This is a genomic window from Arthrobacter sp. C152 (genome assembly GCF_054890965.1).
The window spans coordinates 1-17,410 of record NZ_JBTZSU010000007.1; the positions used below are offsets into that span (position 1 = coordinate 1).

General features: G+C 69.0%; 16 protein-coding genes. 6 read left to right on the forward strand and 10 right to left on the reverse strand.

The window, feature by feature from the left end:
* The first annotated feature begins 197 nt into the window (after positions 1-197).
* Positions 198-1,526 carry a nicotinate phosphoribosyltransferase gene (locus ACYSM9_RS06800; RefSeq protein WP_461856223.1) on the forward strand — a complete coding sequence of 443 codons (1,329 nt, stop codon included), beginning with the start codon at positions 198-200 and terminating at the stop codon, positions 1,524-1,526.
* A gap of 9 nt (positions 1,527-1,535) precedes the next feature.
* Positions 1,536-2,171: an isochorismatase family protein gene (locus ACYSM9_RS06805; RefSeq protein ID WP_461856224.1), complete on the forward strand. Its 636-nt coding sequence runs from the start codon at positions 1,536-1,538 to the stop codon at positions 2,169-2,171.
* Positions 2,172-2,174: 3 nt separating this feature from the next.
* Here ACYSM9_RS06805 and ACYSM9_RS06810 read toward each other — a convergent pair whose 3' ends face one another.
* The 5 genes from ACYSM9_RS06810 to ACYSM9_RS06830 form a co-directional block, all read right to left on the reverse strand.
* Positions 2,175-3,956, reverse strand: coding sequence for a DEAD/DEAH box helicase (locus ACYSM9_RS06810; protein WP_461856225.1), 1,782 nt, complete (start codon positions 3,954-3,956; stop codon positions 2,175-2,177).
* The gene (locus ACYSM9_RS06815) at positions 3,956-4,297 is read right to left on the reverse strand and encodes a DUF3039 domain-containing protein (protein WP_461856226.1); all 342 of its coding nucleotides are present in this window, start codon (positions 4,295-4,297) and stop codon (positions 3,956-3,958) included. The genes ACYSM9_RS06810 and ACYSM9_RS06815 overlap by 1 nt, the downstream gene beginning before the upstream one ends.
* Positions 4,298-4,415: 118 nt before the next feature.
* Positions 4,416-5,195, reverse strand: a complete 780-nt coding sequence (gene nagB / locus ACYSM9_RS06820) for a glucosamine-6-phosphate deaminase (protein ID WP_461856227.1) — start codon at positions 5,193-5,195, stop codon at positions 4,416-4,418.
* A gap of 20 nt (positions 5,196-5,215) precedes the next feature.
* On the reverse strand, positions 5,216-6,787 hold the full coding sequence (locus tag ACYSM9_RS06825) for a transporter (RefSeq protein ID WP_461856228.1): 1,572 nt from the start codon (positions 6,785-6,787) through the stop codon (positions 5,216-5,218).
* Positions 6,769-7,563, reverse strand: a complete 795-nt coding sequence (locus ACYSM9_RS06830; protein ID WP_461856229.1) for an ABC transporter ATP-binding protein — start codon at positions 7,561-7,563, stop codon at positions 6,769-6,771. Before ACYSM9_RS06830 ends, ACYSM9_RS06825 begins: the two co-directional genes overlap by 19 nt.
* Before the next feature lie 48 nt (positions 7,564-7,611).
* On the opposite strand from ACYSM9_RS06830, the gene ACYSM9_RS06835 reads away from it, so the two are divergent.
* On the forward strand, positions 7,612-9,486 hold the full coding sequence (locus tag ACYSM9_RS06835; RefSeq protein WP_461856230.1) for a Na+/H+ antiporter: 1,875 nt from the start codon (positions 7,612-7,614) through the stop codon (positions 9,484-9,486).
* A 54-nt stretch (positions 9,487-9,540) separates the two neighbouring features.
* Here ACYSM9_RS06835 and ACYSM9_RS06840 read toward each other — a convergent pair whose 3' ends face one another.
* Genes ACYSM9_RS06840 through ACYSM9_RS06850 form a run of 3 tightly spaced genes read right to left on the reverse strand, consistent with a single transcriptional unit; the run spans position 9,541 to position 13,385 of the window.
* On the reverse strand, positions 9,541-10,638 hold the full coding sequence (locus ACYSM9_RS06840; protein WP_461856231.1) for an NADH:flavin oxidoreductase/NADH oxidase: 1,098 nt from the start codon (positions 10,636-10,638) through the stop codon (positions 9,541-9,543).
* The gene (locus tag ACYSM9_RS06845; RefSeq protein WP_461856232.1) at positions 10,638-11,627 is read right to left on the reverse strand and encodes a co-chaperone YbbN; all 990 of its coding nucleotides are present in this window, start codon (positions 11,625-11,627) and stop codon (positions 10,638-10,640) included. The genes ACYSM9_RS06840 and ACYSM9_RS06845 overlap by 1 nt, the downstream gene beginning before the upstream one ends.
* A 51-nt stretch (positions 11,628-11,678) precedes the next feature.
* Entirely contained in the window at positions 11,679-13,385 is a 1,707-nt protein-coding gene (locus tag ACYSM9_RS06850; RefSeq protein WP_461856233.1) for a hypothetical protein, read from the reverse strand.
* 200 nt (positions 13,386-13,585) lie between these two features.
* On the opposite strand from ACYSM9_RS06850, the gene ACYSM9_RS06855 reads away from it, so the two are divergent.
* Complete coding sequence (locus ACYSM9_RS06855) at positions 13,586-14,887, forward strand: AI-2E family transporter (RefSeq protein ID WP_461856412.1); 1,302 nt, start codon at positions 13,586-13,588, stop codon at positions 14,885-14,887.
* Positions 14,888-14,899: 12 nt separating this feature from the next.
* On the opposite strand, the gene ACYSM9_RS06860 is transcribed toward ACYSM9_RS06855, so the two are convergent.
* Together ACYSM9_RS06860 and ACYSM9_RS06865 are read right to left on the reverse strand one after the other, a co-directional pair.
* Complete coding sequence (locus ACYSM9_RS06860; protein ID WP_461856234.1) at positions 14,900-15,694, reverse strand: alpha/beta hydrolase; 795 nt, start codon at positions 15,692-15,694, stop codon at positions 14,900-14,902.
* Between the two features lie 45 nt (positions 15,695-15,739).
* A complete protein-coding gene (locus ACYSM9_RS06865; protein WP_461856235.1) occupies positions 15,740-16,093 on the reverse strand; it encodes an ATP/GTP-binding protein in 354 nt (117 codons plus the stop codon).
* Positions 16,094-16,173: 80 nt separating this feature from the next.
* On the opposite strand from ACYSM9_RS06865, the gene nucS reads away from it, so the two are divergent.
* Together nucS and ACYSM9_RS06875 are read left to right on the forward strand one after the other, a co-directional pair.
* A complete protein-coding gene (gene nucS / locus ACYSM9_RS06870) occupies positions 16,174-16,869 on the forward strand; it encodes an endonuclease NucS (protein WP_461856236.1) in 696 nt (231 codons plus the stop codon).
* Positions 16,870-17,117: 248 nt separating this feature from the next.
* Positions 17,118-17,321, forward strand: coding sequence for a cold-shock protein (locus ACYSM9_RS06875; RefSeq protein ID WP_003804766.1), 204 nt, complete (start codon positions 17,118-17,120; stop codon positions 17,319-17,321).
* Positions 17,322-17,410: the final 89 nt, after the last annotated feature.

Sequence of the window (17,410 nt, forward strand, 5' to 3'; positions counted from 1 at the left end):
TGGGGAGGGCCACGCCGTCGAGGGCCCCGCGGCGAAGCGAAGCGAGACGTGGGAGGCGGTGGGGAGGGCCACGCCGTCGAGGGCCCCGCGGCGAAGCGAAGCGAGACGTGGGAGGCGGTGGGGAGGGCCACGCCGTCGAGGGCCCCGCGGCGAAGCGAAGCGAGACGTGGGAGGCGGTGGGGGATAGAGTGATTTTCGTGAGCACCTCAGCCGGCTGGGAGCATCCCCGCACGTCCTTTTACACCGACCACTACGAGCTGACCATGCTGCAGGCGTCCCTCCATTCGGGCGCGGCGCACCGCAGGTCCGTGTTCGAGGCGTTCGCCCGGCGGCTGCCGGACGGCCGGCGCTACGGCATCGTGGCAGGCACGGGCCGCCTCCTGGAAGGCATCGCCAACTTCCGCTTCGGCGAGGCGGAACTGGAATTCCTGGAACGTACCCGGGTAGTTAACGCGGAGACTCTGGAATACCTGCGCGACTACAGGTTCTCCGGCGATATCTGGGGCTACGCGGAAGGCGAGGCGTACTTCCCCAACTCCCCGATCCTCATTGTCGAGGGCACGTTTGCAGAGGCGTGCATGCTGGAGACGTACATCCTCTCCGTCCTTAACCACGACACCGCCATCGCCTCCGCCGCGTCCCGGATGGTCAGTGCCGCGCACGGCCGGCCCTGCATCGAAATGGGGTCACGGCGCACGCACGAGGAAGCGGCCCCGGCATCGGCACGGGCGGCAATCATTGCCGGCTTTGACAGCACGTCCAACCTCGAGGCCGGTATCCGCTACGGCGTGAAGACCGTGGGCACCGCGGCCCACTCCTTCACCCTGCTGCATGACACTGAGCGGGACGCCTTCGAGGCGCAGATAGCCTCGCTTGGCGAGGGCACGTCGCTGCTGGTGGACACGTACGACGTCGAAAAGGCTGTCCGCACGGCCGTTGACCTGGCCGGGCACCGGCTGGGCGCGGTCCGGCTGGACTCCGGCGACCTGGTGGACCAGGCGCAGTGGGTGCGCCGGCTGCTGGATGACCTCGGCAACGAAAACACCAAGATCGTTGTCACGTCCGACCTTGACGAGTACGCCATCGCAGCGCTGCAGTCCGCACCGGTGGACTCCTACGGCGTGGGCACCTCGCTCGTGACAGGCTCGGGGGCCCCTACCGCCAGCATGGTGTACAAGCTCGTCAGCCGCACGGACGACGACGGGAATTTCGTGTCCGTGGCCAAGGCAGCCAAGAACAAGGCGAGCGTCGGCGGGCGGAAATACGCGCTGCGCAAGCTGAACGAGCGCGGTACCGCCACCGCTGAAGTGGTGGGCGTGGCCCATCGTCCCGAGGACGACGGCAACGACCGGCCGCTGCTGCAGCAGTTCATGAAGAACGGCGAGCTGCTGCCGGGATGGACCGGCCACGAGGGAGTGGTGCGGGCCCGCCAGCGGCACGCGGAGTCAATGGCGGAACTGCCGCCGGTGGTCAACCGGCTCCAGCGCGGCGAGGCTGCGATCCCCACTCTCTATGAAGACAACTGAGGAGGACTGATGTCCCGGGCCTTGATCATCGTTGACGTCCAGAACGATTTCTGCGAGAGCGGTTCGCTCGCTGTCCCCGGCGGCGCGGCCGTGGCCGGTGCCATCAGCGAATACCTGGACGCCCACCACGGCCAGTTCGACCATGTGGTGGCCACCCAGGACTGGCACATCGATCCCGGCAGCCATTTTTCCGACACTCCCGACTACAAGGACAGCTGGCCGCCGCACTGCGTGGCCGGCACCCGGGGCGCGGAGCTGCACCCCGACCTCGACACCGAATACATCCAGGCCTACTTCCGGAAGGGGCAGTACGCCGCCGCGTACTCCGGTTTCGAAGGGCTGCTGGCACCCGAAGACGCTGTCCCCACCGGTGAACGGCAACCCGGCGGACTGGCCGCCGCCGCCGACGCTGAACGGCTGGCCGACGGGGACGCCATCGGACTGGATGACTGGCTGCAGAGCCACGACGTCGAGGACGTGGTGGTGGTGGGCATCGCCACCGACTACTGCGTGAAGGCCACCTCGCTAGACGCGGTCCAGGCAGGCTACGGCGTGACCGTCCTCAGGTCACTGACCGCAGGCATCGCCGAGGACCTCGAAGAGGCGGTGGCTGAAATGGAGCTCGGCGGCGTGGACGTCGCCTGAGCACTACTTGCGGCCGATGAACCAGTCCTGGAGCTTCCGCAGCCGCGCCTGCAGCTGTTCCTCGTTGGCCTGGGCGACCGGCGGTCCACCGCAGACCGTCCGCAGCTTCGTGTGCACCACACCGTGGGGCGTGCCGGTCCTGGCAGCCCACGCAGCCACGTTCTTGGCCAGTTCGTTGCGCAGGTCCATCAGCATGCGGTGGTCCGGAACGGCTGGCGCGGCGGGCTCCGCGGCCGGTGCGGCTTTCCGGTTCTTCCTGTTCAGCTGCTCGTGCTGGCGCTGCCGCAGCAGCGTCCCCACCTGTTCGGCGTCGAGGAGCCCGGGGATGCCCAGGAAGTCCATCTCGTCGTCGGACCCCACCTCGCCGCCGGTGCCGAACTCGCCGCCGTCGAACAACACGCGGTCAAAGGAAGCCTGCGAGTCCAGCGCCTCGAACTTGCCCTTGGTCAGGCTGTCCGAGGCCTTGTCTTCGCGGTTGGCCTCCGCCATGAGCGAGTCTTCGGGGTTGAACAGGCCGTCGCCGTCCTCCTTCTCCGGCCGGTCCAGGGCGTGGTCGCGTTCCATCTCCATGGAGTTGGCCAGCGCCATCAGCGTAGGGACCGAGGGCAGGAACACCGACGCCGTCTCGCCGCGCTTGCGGGCACGCACGAAGCGGCCCACGGCCTGCGCGAAGAACAGCGGCGTGGAGGTGGATGTGGCGTAGACACCGACGGACAGGCGGGGAACGTCCACGCCTTCGGACACCATGCGCACCGCCACCATCCAGCGCTTGTCGCCGGCGGAAAACTCCTCGATCTTGCTGGAGGCCTTCGCGTCGTCGGACAGGATGACCGTGGGCGACTCGCCCGTGATCTTCTTCAGCTGGCCGGCGTAGGCGCGGGCGTCCTCGTGGTCGGTGGCGATGACCAGGCCACCGGCGTCGGGAACGGTGCGCCGGACCTCGCTGAGGCGCTTGTCGGCACCGGCCAGGACGGCGGGGATCCATTCACCGGCCGGGTTAAGGGCGGTCCGCCATGCCTGGCTGGTGATGTCCTTCGTGACCGCGGCCTCGCCCAGTGACGCCGCCATCTCCTCACCGGCACTGGTGCGCCAGCGCATCTGGCCGGAGTAAGCCATGAACATCACGGGCCGGACCACGTGGTCGCGCAGCGCGTTGCCGTAGCCGTACGTGTAGTCGGCCTTGGAACGCCGGATGCCGTCCCGGTCCTCGGCGTATTCTACGAACGGGATGGGCGAGGTGTCGGAACGGAACGGCGTACCCGTCAGGGCGAGCCGGCGCACCGCGGGATCGAACGCCTCGCGCAGGCCGTCGCCCCAGGACAGGGCCTCGCCGCCGTGGTGGATTTCGTCCAGGATCACCAGGGTGCGGGCGGCCTCGGTCTTGGCGCGGTGCAGCAGCGGCTTGCTGGCCACCTGGGCGTACGTGACGGCCACGCCGATGAACCCGCGCCCGTGCTGGCCGTCGGAGTTCTTGAAGTTGGGGTCGATGGCGATGCCCACCCGGGCTGCCGCGTCCGCCCACTGCCGCTTAAGGTGGTCCGTGGGGGCCACGATCGTGACCCGGTTGACCGCCCCGGAGTCGATGAGCGTCGAGGCGATCCGCAGCGCGAACGTGGTCTTGCCTGCGCCAGGGGTTGCCACCGCGAGGAAGTCGCGCGGACTGTTCTTCAGGTAAAGGTCGAGGGCTTCCTGCTGCCAGGCACGGAGTTTCGGGGCGGTTCCCCAGGCTGCACGTTCCGGATAAGCCGGAGGCAGGGTGGGGCCGCCAAAGAGCGTCTCCGTCACTACTTGTTGCTGCCCGAGTCCCCTCCGGGACCCTTGCCGCCGTCATTGCCCGGGCGCAGGCCCTCGTACACCTCTTTGCAGGTGGGGCATACCGGGAACTTCTTGGGATCCCGGCCCGGCGTCCAGACCTTGCCGCACAGCGCGATGACGGGCTCGCCGGTCATCGCCGACTCCATGATCTTTTCCTTCCGCACATAGTGCGAAAAGCGCTCCCGGTCCCCCGGTTCCACTTCCTGGCGCAGTTCCTCGCGCTCAATGGTGGCCGTGGACGTTCCAGCCCCGGAAAGCTCGCGCATCGGGTCGTTTTCGAGAGGGTCCGTCATGCTAGTCATGCCACCCATCTTAGCCGTTCCACCGGCCCGGCGTCCGACGGCGGCACGCCCCCGGGACGAGGAAACCGGCCTCCCGCGGGGGCCGCCGCCGCCCTGTCCGGCATGGGACGCACGGCCCCGGCCGGTGCTACAGGCCCTGCCAGGCGGGCTTGTGGTCGTAGGTGTGCCGGTAAAAATCGGCGAGCCGCAGGGAGGAAGCGGCGGCCTCGTCCACCAGGACGGTGGCGTGGGGATGGAACTGCAGCACCGACGCCGGGCAGATGGCGGCCACCGGCCCCTCCACGAAGTCACGGACCGCCTGCGCCTTTTGCGCGCCCGTGGCGAGCAGGATCACATGCCGGGCTTCCATGATGGTGCCCAGGCCCTGCGTCAGGACATGGTGGGGCACCTCGGCCAGGCTCTTGAAGAACCGGGCATTGTCCCGGCGGGTCTGCTCGATGAGGCTCTTGATCCGCGTCCGTGAGGCAAAGGAGGAACCAGGTTCGTTGAACGCGATGTGGCCGTCCGTGCCGACGCCCAGCAACTGCAGGTCGATTCCGCCCGCCGTCCGGATCGCCTCTTCATAGGCCGCGCAGGCACCCGGGATGTCCGTGGCGGCGCCGTCCGGCCCGTGGACGTTCCCGGGGGCGATGTTGACCCGGTTGGTGAATTCCCTGCGGACCACCTCCCGGTAGGACTCCGGATGTCCCGCCGGCAGCCCCACGTATTCGTCGAGGGCGAAGGCCGACGTGTGGCTGAAATCCAGGCCCGCACCGTGCCGGGCCGCCAGTTCGTCGTAGACGGGCAGCGGCGAGGAACCGGTGGCCAGGCCCAGGACCGCGTCCGGCTTGCGCCGGACCAGTTCCTCGATGGCGTCCGCCGCCAGCCTGCCAATCTGTTTGCTGCCGCCGAGGATGACTACTTCCATGCTGTTCCCTTCCGTAACTGTCAGCGGTTCACCGAAACCTGCGCCAGGAGGTCCGGTCCCCGGGCGTCGAGCCATTTGCCGCCCAGCCGGACACCGGCCCCGAACAGCAGCAGCCCCAGCACCACGCCGGCGCCCAGGGTGAGCCAGCCGAAGACAGCGTTGCCCGTGATCCCCTCAGCCAGCAGCAGCGCAGCTTCGGGCAGGACCAGGACACCCAGGACGGCCATGCCCAGGAACTGCACGGCCAGGGTCTGCCCCACGTTGCCGGGCGGCTTCTTGAACGGGCTGTCACCGGGCAGCGGAACCGTGACCGTGTAGCGGGCCGAGACCACCGAGGACAGGCCAAGGCCCGTGAAGAGTATTCCCAGGCTGAATCCCAGGCGGCCGGGAAGGGCCGCCCAGTCGTGGCTGAAGGCGGCGTAGCCCACCGAGAACACCAGCACCACCGGCAACGCAAAGGCCAGGCAGGCCAGTGCCCTGCCCAGCCGGTCCGCCAATCCGGACACGCCTGTGGCCAGGTGCAGGGCGAACGCCGTGTTGTCATAGGACACGTCGGCGGAAATGGACCAGGCCAGGATGAAGGCGGACAGCGGGGCCAGGAAGGCCAGGCTGCCGTAGTTCCCGGTTTGCGTCCCCTGGAACGCCAGCACCACAGGAAGCAGCGGAATGACCACCAAGGATCCGGAATATCGGGGGTCGCGGAGCCAGTAAGTGAGCGACCGTGCCATGACGGCGCCGGCGGGAGTTGCCGGCAGAACACCCAGCAGTCCCAGCCGGCTGCCCTTGCGCTTCGTGCCGCCGGCATACGGGGGCGTGACCAGTGCGCGCTCCAGGAGCAGTTTCCAGCACCAGGCCAGGGCGGCGAGGGTCGCCAGGGAAAGGAGCAGTTTCAGCGCAGCGGACCCTGCGCGGCCGGCCGCCACATCGCCGGCCAGGGCCCACGGCGCGCCGAGGGGAGTCCATGAGAGCGTGCGGGCAAAGTCGGGCAGGAACCCGGCGGAGGCGGAGATGCCGCGGCCCACGGCTGCCACGATGGGGCCGAGCAGGACCAGGGGCACCATGAAGGCGATGGAGCTGGTGTCCTTGAAGCGCCGGGATGCGGCGAGGCTGGCCGTCGCGGTGGTGGCCACCTTGGCCAGCACCACGCAGGTCATCACACCCAGGCACGCACCCAGCAGGGCGGCGAGCGCCGGCAGCGCGCCGCGCGACCAGGTCACGACCGTGGACAACGCCACCAGCAGGGTAGCCAGCCCGGGGATCCCGATCAGGCCGCCGAGGGCCAGCCCGGCCAGCATCTGCGGCATGGGGATCGCGAAGGTGGTGAAGCGGGCGGGGTCGAGGGTCATGTCCGTGGCGGACGCCACCAAGGGAATGATGCCCCAGCCAAGCACGGCTGCGGCTCCGCCCAGGACCACCGCGGTGTGCGCGATTTCCTGGCTGGCTGTGCGCAGCAGGACCAGGGCAAGGATCAGCGTCGCCACCACACCGAGCGCATAGAGCCCGGCGATGGCCATGCCCACCAGCTGCCAGCGGCTGCGGCGAAGCCCGTTGCGCAGCAGCGTGAGCTTGAGCCTTAGAAGGTGCGCAACCATTCCAGCCCCTCCGTGTGGCTGTGGCCGCCCACCAGTTGCACGAACCGGTCCTCCAGGGAAGCTCCCGCGCGGACCTGGTCCACGGTTCCTGCGGCCAGAAGGCGGCCGCGGGCAACCACCGCCACGTGGTCGCACATCCGCTGGACGAGGTCCATGACATGGCTGGACACGATCACGGTGCCCCCGGACGCGACGTAGCGGTCCAGGATGGAGCGGATGTTGGCTGCCGACACGGGATCGACGGCTTCGAAGGGTTCGTCGAGCACCAGCACCCGCGGCGCATGGATCATGGCGGAGGCGAGCGCTATCTTCTTGGTCATGCCCGCCGAGTAGTCCACCACCAGCGTCCCGGCGTCCTCGGTGAGGTCCATGGCGGCCAGCAGCTCCCCCACCCGGGCCGCCACCACGTCCCGCTGCATCCCGCGCAGCAGCCCCGCGTAGGTGATCAGCTGCTCTCCGGTCAGGCGGTCGAAAAGCCGCACCCCGTCGGGCAGGATTCCCATCAGCCGTTTGGCGTCCAGTGGATGCTGCCAGACGTCCACGCCGTGGACCAGGGCAGTGCCGAAGTCGGGGCGCAGGAGCCCGGTGGCCATGGACAGCGTGGTGGTTTTGCCGGCGCCGTTGGGCCCCACGATTCCGAAGAACGAACCCGCCGGGACCTCCAGGCTGATCCCTTCCACGGCGATTTTTCCGCCGAACCGTTTGGCCAGGCCACGGATGGACAGCGCGGCAACGGGTACCGCCTCCGGGGCGCGGCCGGGCATCGGAGTTGTCATACCGCTCAGCCTAGCCTCACGGTGGGCGGTCGGTGCCAGACTAACCTCATGGATATTGCGCTGGGCCTGCTGGCCATCGTTGCGGTGGTCTGCGCCGCAAGCGCCCTTGGCCGCACGGTCAACGTCCCGGTTCCGCTGCTGCTCGTTGTGGCGGGCGTGGCAGCCTCTTTCCTGCCGTTCATCCCGCCGGTGGAGCTGAACCCCGAGCTGGTGCTGGTCGGCCTGCTGCCGCCGCTGCTGTATGCGGCCGCGTTCCGGACATCGCTGTTCGACTTCACATCGAACCGGCGTTCCATCGGGTTGTTGTCGGTGGGCTACGTCATCTTCGGCACGCTGGCCGTGGGCCTGGTGGTGTGGTGGCTGTTCCCGGAAATCCCGCTCGCCGCAGCAATAGCCCTCGGCGCGGTGGTGGCCCCGCCGGATGCCGTGGCCGCCACGGCCATCGCGCGCAGGGTCGGCATGCCCCGGCGCATCGTGAACATCCTGGAAGGTGAATCGCTGGTCAACGATGCCACGGCACTGGTGTGCCTGCGCGCCGCGGTGGCGGCCATCGCCGGTTCCGTGTCCGCCCTGGATGTGGCCGGCGGTTTCGTCCTGGCAGCCGGCGGCGGCCTGGCAGTGGGACTGGCTGCCGCATATGTCCTCACCGAAATCCGGAAGCGGATCAGCAACGTGGCCATCAATACCTCGACATCGCTGATGGCCCCCTTCGTCGCCTTCCTCCCCGCGGAGGCCATCCACGCGTCGGGGGTCCTCGCCGTCGTCGTCACCGGCCTGGCCATGGGCACGAAGGCGCCCTCCATGCCGAACGGGGCCGCCCGGCAAAGCGCCCGGAGCAACTGGGACACCGTGCAGTTCCTGCTGGAGAACGCGGTGTTCCTCCTGATCGGCCTTCAGGTACGCAGCATCATCGACAGCGTCCAGGATGACTCGCTGGGGGCAGGCCGGGTGTGGCTTGGCTGCGCCGTGATCCTGCTCGCGGTGCTGCTGCTGCGGCCCGTCTGGGTTTTTCCGGCCACCTATCTGCCCCGCCTGGTCCCCGCTGTGCGCCGGAAGGACCCGGCGCCACCCTGGCAGTTCGCCGCCATTGTCTCCTGGGCCGGCATGCGCGGTGTGGTGAGCCTGGCGGCGGTCCTGACCTTGCCGGACGGCCTGGAACACCGCAACGTCCTGGTCCTGGCCGCCATGGTGGTGGTGGCCGGGACCCTGGTGCTCCAGGGGTTCACGCTGCCGGCGCTGATCCGGGTGCTGGGAGTGCCCGGACCGGACAAACGCGAGGACGCCCTGAACCAGGCCGCACTGATGCAACTGGCCACCGCCGCCGGGATGGAACGGCTTGAGCAGCTGCGCCGCGACAGCGACCCGCCGGAGGTCACGGACATGCTCAGGCGGCGCACCCAGGAGCGCGGGCTAGCGGCGTGGGAGCGGCTGGGCAGGCCTGGCTCGGAGGCAGCCACCCCCAGCCAGCGCTATGCACAACTCCGGATGGCAATGCTCGAGGCTGAACGCGACAAGATCCTGGAGCTCAGGCGCGGCGGGGACTTCGCGCATGAGGTGCTCAGTGAGGTCCTGGAACGGCTGGACGTCGAGGAGTCCATGCTCGACGCGTCCCTCCACGAACTCGGGACCGGGGTGGACGGCGGCGGCGAGGGCCTGTCCCAGCCGGGCGGCGTGTGCGCCCACCTCACGGCCGCCATGCCGGCCCCGGCCCCCGCCAACCCCTCGTGTGCTGGCTGCGTACGGGAGGGAACGTCCCCGGTCCACCTGCGGATGTGCCTGGCATGCGGAAATGTGGCATGCTGCGATTCCTCCCCCGGCCGGCATGCCAGCCGCCACTTCAGGGAGACCGGCCACCCCGTGATGCGCAGCATCGAACCGGGTGAGCTGTGGCGCTGGTGCTACGTGGATGACCTCCTGGGCTGACCTGGCCGGGCCTGCCCTGCCTGCGCGGGCCGGCCGGTCATCTGCGGACCGGCCTCAGAAGGTGCGCCGCGGAACGGCGCGCTCGTACTGCGGCGGCCAGGCGAGGTCGTGGCCCAGTTCGAAGGCCGCGCGGAGCCACCAGTGCGGGTCCCGCAGCGCCGCCCGGGCGATGAAGACGCCGTCCGCCTGGCCCGTGGCGATGGCGTGCTCCGCCTGCCCCGGCGTGGTCAGCAACCCCACGGTTCCGGTGCGGACACCGGCCTCAGCGCGGATCGCGGCCGAGAACCCTGTCTGGTAGCCGGGCCCGGGCGTGATCTTCTGGTGGGCCACGGCCCCGCCGCTGGAGACATCCACCAGGTCCACGCCGTGCGCAGCCGCTTCCCGCGCCAGGCGGACAGAGGCAGGAAGTTCCACCCCGCCCGGAGCCCAGTCGCTTGCCGAGATCCGCAGCAGCAGCGGCATCGAATCGGGAATGACGGCCCGGACCGCGTCCACCACGGCGAGCGTCAGCCGGTTGCGGCCTGCCTCGTCGCCGCCCCAACGGTCCTCGCGTGAATTGATCAGCGGGCTTTGGAACTGGTGCAGCAGGTAGCCATGCGCACCGTGGATTTCCACGGTGTCAAAGCCTGCCTCGACAGCGCGGGCCGCGGCTGCCGCGAAATCGGCGATGACGTCCTGGATCTGCTCTTCACTCATGGCCGCAGGCGCGGCGTAGCCCTCGAAGGCCGTGGCCGACGGGCCCACGGTGTCCCAGCCGCCGTCGGACGCCGGGACGCTGCCGTGCCGGCCGGAAAAGGGCCAGTACGTGGACGCCTTCCTGCCGGCGTGCGCCAGCTGCACCCCGATTTTGGCCTTGGCGGAACCGTTCCGGTGGACAAAGCTGATGATCCGCTGCCAGGCCCCGGCCTGCTCGTCGTTGTACAGCCCGGCGTCCCGTGGGCTGATCCTGCCCTGGGCGTTCACGGCGGCCGCTTCGGTGAGGATCAGCGCGGCGCCGCCGACGGCGAACCCGCCCAGGTGCACCAGGTGCCAGTCGTTGGGAACGCCGGGGGCGTCGTCGGGATCGCAGCTGTACTGGCACATGGGTGAGACCCAGCCCCGGTGCTGCAGCTCGAGGGAGCGCAGGGCCAGGGGATCGAACAGGCCCGGCACTAGAAGAGCACCCGGGCCAGCGCCTGCCGTGCCTTGGCGACGCGCCCGTCAGCGGCGCCCACCACGTCGAACAGTTCCAGCAGCCGGATCCGGGCGGTTTCGCGCTCCGGGCCGAAGTTCCTGCCGATGAAGGCCACCAGCCGGTTCAGGGCGTCGTCGACGTGGCCGCCGGCGACATCCAGGTCCGCCACGCCAAGCTGGGCCTCCAGGTTGTCCGGTTCGTTGGCGGCCAACGCGCGGAGGCCTTCGCTGTCCCCGGCGGACAACGGCTGCAGCCGCGCCATCAGCTCTACCTGCGCCAGCCCTGCCTTGGCGTCGTGGTCGGAGGGCATTTCCTTCAGGGCCTGGCGGTAGGCCTCGGCGGCGGCTGTGTAGTCGCCGGCCTCGATTGCGTCGAAGGCGGCCTGGTGCAGCGGCGGAAGCGGCGCCGGCTCCTGCGCGTCGGCCGCTCCCCCGTTCAGGCTTCCGGTGACCCCGTTGGCGGCGGCCACCTTGAGCAGTTCGTCGAACAGGCCGCGGACCTGCTGCTCGTCCGCTGCGCCCTGGAAGAGCGGCACCGGCTGCCCCTTCAGGACCGCGACGGCGGTGGGCACGGCCTGCACTTGGAAGGCCTGGGCGAGCTGCGGGAAGGCTTCGATGTCGGCGGCACCGAGGACCAGCCGGCCGCCGTAGCCGGCAACCACGCGATCCAGGGTTTCGAGCATCCGCGCGGACTCCGGTGAGTAGGAGGCCCACAGCGCGAAAACCACCGGCACCTGCGCGGACAGTTCCACTAGCTGCTGGAAGTTGGCCTCGGTGACGTTGACCTTCAGTTCCGGTCCACCCGCCGGTCCGCCGGCCTGCGCCGGCGGGGCCGCCCCGGCGCCGGAACCGGGCTGGGCGCCGGAAGGAGCTGCCGGGCGCTTCAGCGATGAGAGGTCGACGGCGCCGCGCAGGTTAATCGGGTTGGCGGCGGCAGGAGGGACTGGACGGGAAGCTGGCGAACTCATGATTCCCACTCTAGCCACTCCGGCCGCCGCCGGTGGTAATACAGTCAGGGGCTACTTGAAGCTGGCCCCGACCAGGCCGCGGGTGGCCGCAATGAGCTTCATCGGGTCACTGGAACCAGCCGGCGGAACGTAGACCGCCATGGATTCGGCGAAGCTCAGGACCATGCCCGTGGTGGTTTCCTTGCCGCCGGCCAGGGCGGCAGCGTCGTCACCGATGGTGAGCTTGTCGCCGGAGGCCTTGGGGGTCCCCTCGAAGCCGAAGTTGATCCGGCCCAGGACCAGGGCGCCCCCGTCCGAGGTGCGGAACACCACGGTGCTTTCGGGGACCACCTTGTGCGTGAAGGTGAAGTTGCCGTTCTCGCCGGCCTTGGCCACCTCCGCCTGGTAGGACAGGGTGTCGGCGATGTACGGCGACGAGTCGCCCTCCACCAGCTTGTCCTTGAAGGGCGAGTCGGCGGACGTCAGCCTGTCCGCCAGGCCGGACATGGCCTCCTCGCCGCTGTAGAGCAGGCCGGCCTTGTCCGCGGGGGCCAGGGTCTGGGTGCCTCCCCGGTTGATGGTCGGGAAGGTGGTCCCGGGCTGGAGCGGGGTGGTCTCCGTCAGCTTGTAGTTTTCGCGCGGCGACTTCTGCACCAGGGTCAGGATCTGCGGGACCACGTTGCCGTCGCCCTGGGTCACAGCCAGCACCGACCGCGGCCAGTTCCGGTCGCTGGTGACCACGGTGGTCAGCAGCTTGGTGGAGCGCACCGGCATGCGGGGCTCGTACGATCCCACCTGCGAGCGGATCTTGTAGTTCTGCGTGCGGACTTCCAGCTCCGGACCGGCCACCCGCTCCGCGAGCTTCGCAGCGTCTTTGGCGGCGTCGCCTGCGTCCGTGGCGCTGGAGACCTGCTCCAGGATGCGGCGGAACTGCGAGTCCAGCAGCACCGCCTGGCCGCCGGCAGCCGCCGGTGAAGAAGCGTTCCCGCTGGGGGTCGGCGCCGGACTGGCGGCCTGGGCGCCGGCGGCGGTTCCCGCCAGCACGGCAGCGGTCAGGCCCGCAGCCAGCATGGTCACCTTGGAGGAAGACTTGGCTTGGTTGCGGGCACGGGCGCGCTGTACGTAGCCGCTGACCCCGCGGTCGCCCTCTCCGCCGGCACCGCCGTCCTTGTGGCGGCCGGCAAGCACGGCCAGGGCGATGCCGCCCAGAATCAGCAGGCCGCCGATCACCATGAGGGGAACGGCCCAGGGGGTGGACGTGTCGTTCGGGAAGGTCATGGACACCGAGGCCGGGGCTGGCTTGGTGCCGTCGGCGGCAAGCAGCAGGGTCCAGTCGCCGTCGGCGGGCGGGGTCCAGGTGTATTCCAGTTCGCCGCTGGCGTTCTCGCTGGAAACCCAGAGGTCCGATCCGGCGGGGTTCGGCGCGGTGGCGTCACCGTCCGCGTGTTCGACCTGCAGGGATTTTTCGTCCTCGGAAACCCCCGAGATGGTGTTGTGTGCGGTCTGGCCGACCCAGGCCTGGACGTCGTCCGGCCTGCCTGCGGCCAGGATGAAGTTCCCGTCGCCCTGGACGGTCACCTTGACCGGGCCCTCGTGGAGGGTCCGCAGTTTCTGGTCGATGACGGTCAGTGGAGCGGCAGCGGTGCCAGCCGGGACGGCGGCAGTGAATGTCTCCGATGGAGCCCAGATGGTCCTCTGGCCGATGCCGGCCAAAAGTGTCAGGAGGCCGAGCAGCACGAGTGCGACTGCAGTCTTTAAACGCAAGGGATCACCTATCATCAGCGGGGGTTTGCCTTCAATAGTAACCTTTTTGTTACCACGGGCCCGGTTTCCGGCGCCGCGGGCCGGGCCGTGAGGGCTCCCGGATGGCGCCTTCCGCTCCCCTTGACAAGGCTGCTGATAGTGTTTGCGATGATCATCACACCGGCCCGCCGAGGCGGCGCCTCACACGGAACAGGCCCCCAAAACCAGTGACTGACATGACGGACCCGCCCTCCACGGCAGCCGGAAATTCCGGGGATTCCAGGGGCCACGCCCCGGCCCCGGTGGCTCCGCCGGCGGCGGCCCGGCGCAGGGGCACCGCCGCTGCGGCCCTTGGCCTGGTGGTGCGCAGGCTCCGGCAGCCGCTGCCGGGCGCCCAGCCCAGGCTCCGCTTTGAAATGCCGCCCGAGTACTCGGGACAGGCACCCGAAGCGGACCTTGACACCGACGAGGAGCCCCAGTTCGGGCACCCCGGGCCGCGCATGTCGCCCCAGCATCCGCTGTACATGGGGTTCATGGGAACGGTGGGTGTGGGCCTGGCATTGCTGGTCTACTGGATCGGTTCGCACACCACGCAGTTGCTGCTGTGGATCGTGGCGGCGCTGTTCATCGCCCTGGGCCTGGAACCGGTGGTGGGCTGGCTGGAGAACCGGAAGATCCCCCGCCCGGCCGGAATCCTGGTATCGGTGGCGGTCCTGATGGGCGCCGTGGTGGGATTCTTCGCCACGCTGATTCCCACCATCGTGGAGCAGGTGTCCGAAATCGTGCAGCAGGCGCCGGACTGGGTGCGCAGCTTCATGGACTCGGATTTCTTCCACAGCGTGGACAACCAGTTCGGCATCCGCGACCGGATCTCCGAGGAACTGGCCAAGTTCGTCAACGACCCCGCCGCCATGGGCGGGATCTTCGGCGGCGTGGTGGGCTTCGGGTCCACCGTGGCCAACGCCCTCTTCGGCACGCTGATTGTCCTGGTCCTGAGCCTGTACTTCCTCGCGGCGCTGCCCTCCATGAAGAAGTGGGGCTACCGACTGGCCCCACGCACACGCCGCAAGCGGGTGGCCGCCCTGTCTGAGGAGATCACGCGGTCCGTGGGCAACTACGTCATCGGCCAGGCCTGCGTGGCCCTGCTCAACGCCACGTTCGCGTTCATCGTCATGTCCATTGTGGGCATTCCCTTTGCCCTGCTGCTGGCGTTCGTGGTGGCCCTGCTCGCCTTCATCCCCCTCGTGGGCGGCATGATCGCCGGGATCGTGGTGGTTCTCGTCTCGCTCACCGAGGGCTGGCAGGCCGCCGCGGTGTACGCCGTCTGCTACTTCGCGTACCTGCAGTTCGAGGCCTACTTCATCTCGCCGCGCATCATGCAGAAGGCTGTGGCGGTTCCCGGCGCCGTCGCGGTGATCTCGGTGATTGCCGGCGGCAGCCTGCTTGGCGTGCTCGGTGCCCTGATCGCCATTCCCACCGCCGCCGCCGTCATGCTCCTGGTCCGGGAGATCTACATCGTCCGCCAGGACCAGCACTAAGCCGTTCCCCGCCTACGTGGCGGCCGTCGCCGTCGGGCCGTCCCATTCCTGCGGCAGCGCACCGGCGGTGCCGGGGCTGACCAGTGCCACGATGTCATTGAGCACCCGGGCGGCGTACTTCTCCCCCACCCACAGGTGCTTGGCGCCTTCCACGCCCACCACCCGCGCCTGCGGCACCAGCGCGAATCGCTCGGCGGCTTCGGCAGGCCGCAGGAAGTCGTCGTGCTCCGGCACCAGCACTGTCAGCGGCTTGCCCGACTCCGCCCACTGCTGCAGGTGCTTGTCCGTTGCCCGGTGCAGCGGCGGTGACAGCAGCACCGCCCCCTCGATCTGCGCGGCCACGGGCTCCACCGCCCCGTACATCAGCGCCAGCTCCGTACCGAAGGACCAGCCCACCAGCCAGCGGTTGGGCAGGCCGCGCTCGACGGCGAAGCGCACCGCCGCCTCGACGTCATGCCGCTCGCCGATGCCCTCTTCGAAGCCGCCGGTGCTGGTGCCGCGCGGGGATGCCGTGCCGCGGGTGTTGAACCGCAGCACCGCGATGCCGGCGAGCGCGGGCAGCCGGTAGGAGGCCTTGCGGAACACGTGCGAGTCCATGAACCCGCCGTGCGTGGGCAGCGGGTGCAGCGTGATCAGGGTGGCCCTGACCGGCCCCGATTCCGGAAGCGCAAGCTCACCCACGAGCGTGTGGCCGTCCCCGGTCTGCAGCTCGATGTTCTCCCGGTGCGCGGGCAGCACAGTGGAGGCACGGATGGGAGCGGGGCCCGCGGAGGGGGTGAAGTCGTACGACGCCGGATCAAAAGTCATGCCTGCCAGCTTAGCGAGAGCCGGGCAGGGCTGCGGCGGAAGACGTCAGCGGTAGCGGTAGCTGCGGGACATCCAGCAGTTGGTGTGCCAGTGCCGGCGTTCGGCCAGGCCGGCCGCGGCACCGAAGAGGTGGTCGTCCTTCCAGACCACCAGGTGCGCGACCCCGGGCAGCACGGCCGTGGAGCATTCGGGGCAGATGTAGGTCTTTTCGGCGTTCTTCGCGGTCATGGTCCGGACCATCCACTCACCGTCGGGTGCGCTCTCGCGGCGGGCGATGCCGGCGCGGGCCCGTTCCAGGTCCAGTTCAGGCACGTCGGCACTGTTCCTGCGCCCCACTCCCCTGCCGGAGGCGGCACCCTTGCCGGAGGCTGGACGGCGGGGACGGTTGGAGCGCGGCATGTATCCATTCTGCCCCAGGCCGCGGGCGGCGCCGGGCGCCGGCACGGCCCACCGGCGGCCCACCGGGTAGTCTGTACGGCGTGCGACTTGTGATAGCCCATTGCTCCGTTGATTATGTTGGCCGGCTCAAAGCCCACCTCCCGCTGGCCATCAGGCTGCTGCTGGTGAAGGCGGACGGTTCCGTGCTGGTGCACTCGGACGGCGGCTCCTACAAGCCGTTGAACTGGATGAGCCCGCCGGCCACGCTCCGGGTGTCCTCGCCGGACGACGTGGACCTGGAACTCGGCGTGGTGGAGCAGTGGACCGTCCAGTCGGCCAAGACCGATGACCGGCTCATCATCAACATCCACGAAAAACTCAGTGAGTCCTCCCACGACCTCGGGGTGGACCCGGGCCTGATCAAGGACGGGGTGGAAGCGGACCTGCAGCGGCTGCTGGCCGAGCAGATCGAGACGCTGGGGCCGGGATACTCCCTGATCCGGCGGGAGTACTTCACCGCGATCGGGCCGGTGGACATCCTGGCCCGGGACGCCGACGGAGCCACCGTGGCGATTGAGCTTAAGCGCCGCGGTGACATCGACGGCGTGGAACAGCTGACGCGCTACCTGGAGCTGCTGAACCGCGACCCGCTGCTGGCGCCCGTCCGGGGGATCTTTGCCGCCCAGCAGATCAAACCGCAGGCCAAGGTCCTCGCCAACGACCGCGGCATCGACTGCGTCACCCTCGACTACGACGCCATGCGAGGCGTCGATGACATCGAATCGCGGCTGTTCTAGTTACGGGCTTTTTACCCAAAATTTATCCGATTTCCTGTTCGGGCCGTTGACCTGCGGGAACGGGCATGAAATTCTTGTCTCAGTCTTTGTGTAGGTGTTTTTCATGCTCGCAAGACATGTTGCGAGCGCGAAGCTCCTGCAGCGCCAGCCCTTTCCAGGCAAGGCAATCCAGGATTCTTCTCGCGGAGTGACCAAGACCGGCGCGAGGTGTGCCGTTCTTAAATAAGTTCCACAATGAGGAGAAATAAATGGCACAGGGAACCGTCAAATGGTTCAACGCTGAAAAGGGCTTCGGCTTCATTACCCCGGACGACTCCGACGGCGACGTCTTCGTTCACTACTCGGAGATCCAGACCGGCGGCTTCAAGACCCTCGACGAGAACCAGCGCGTTCAGTTCGAGATCGGCCAGGGCGCCAAGGGCCCGCAGGCCACCGGCGTAACGGTCGTCTAGTCTTACCCCGTCCGGCCGCCTGCGCGGCCGTCAACGGAATTCGATGATCCCCCGGCAATTGCGCCGGGGGATCATTTTTTATGCCGTGG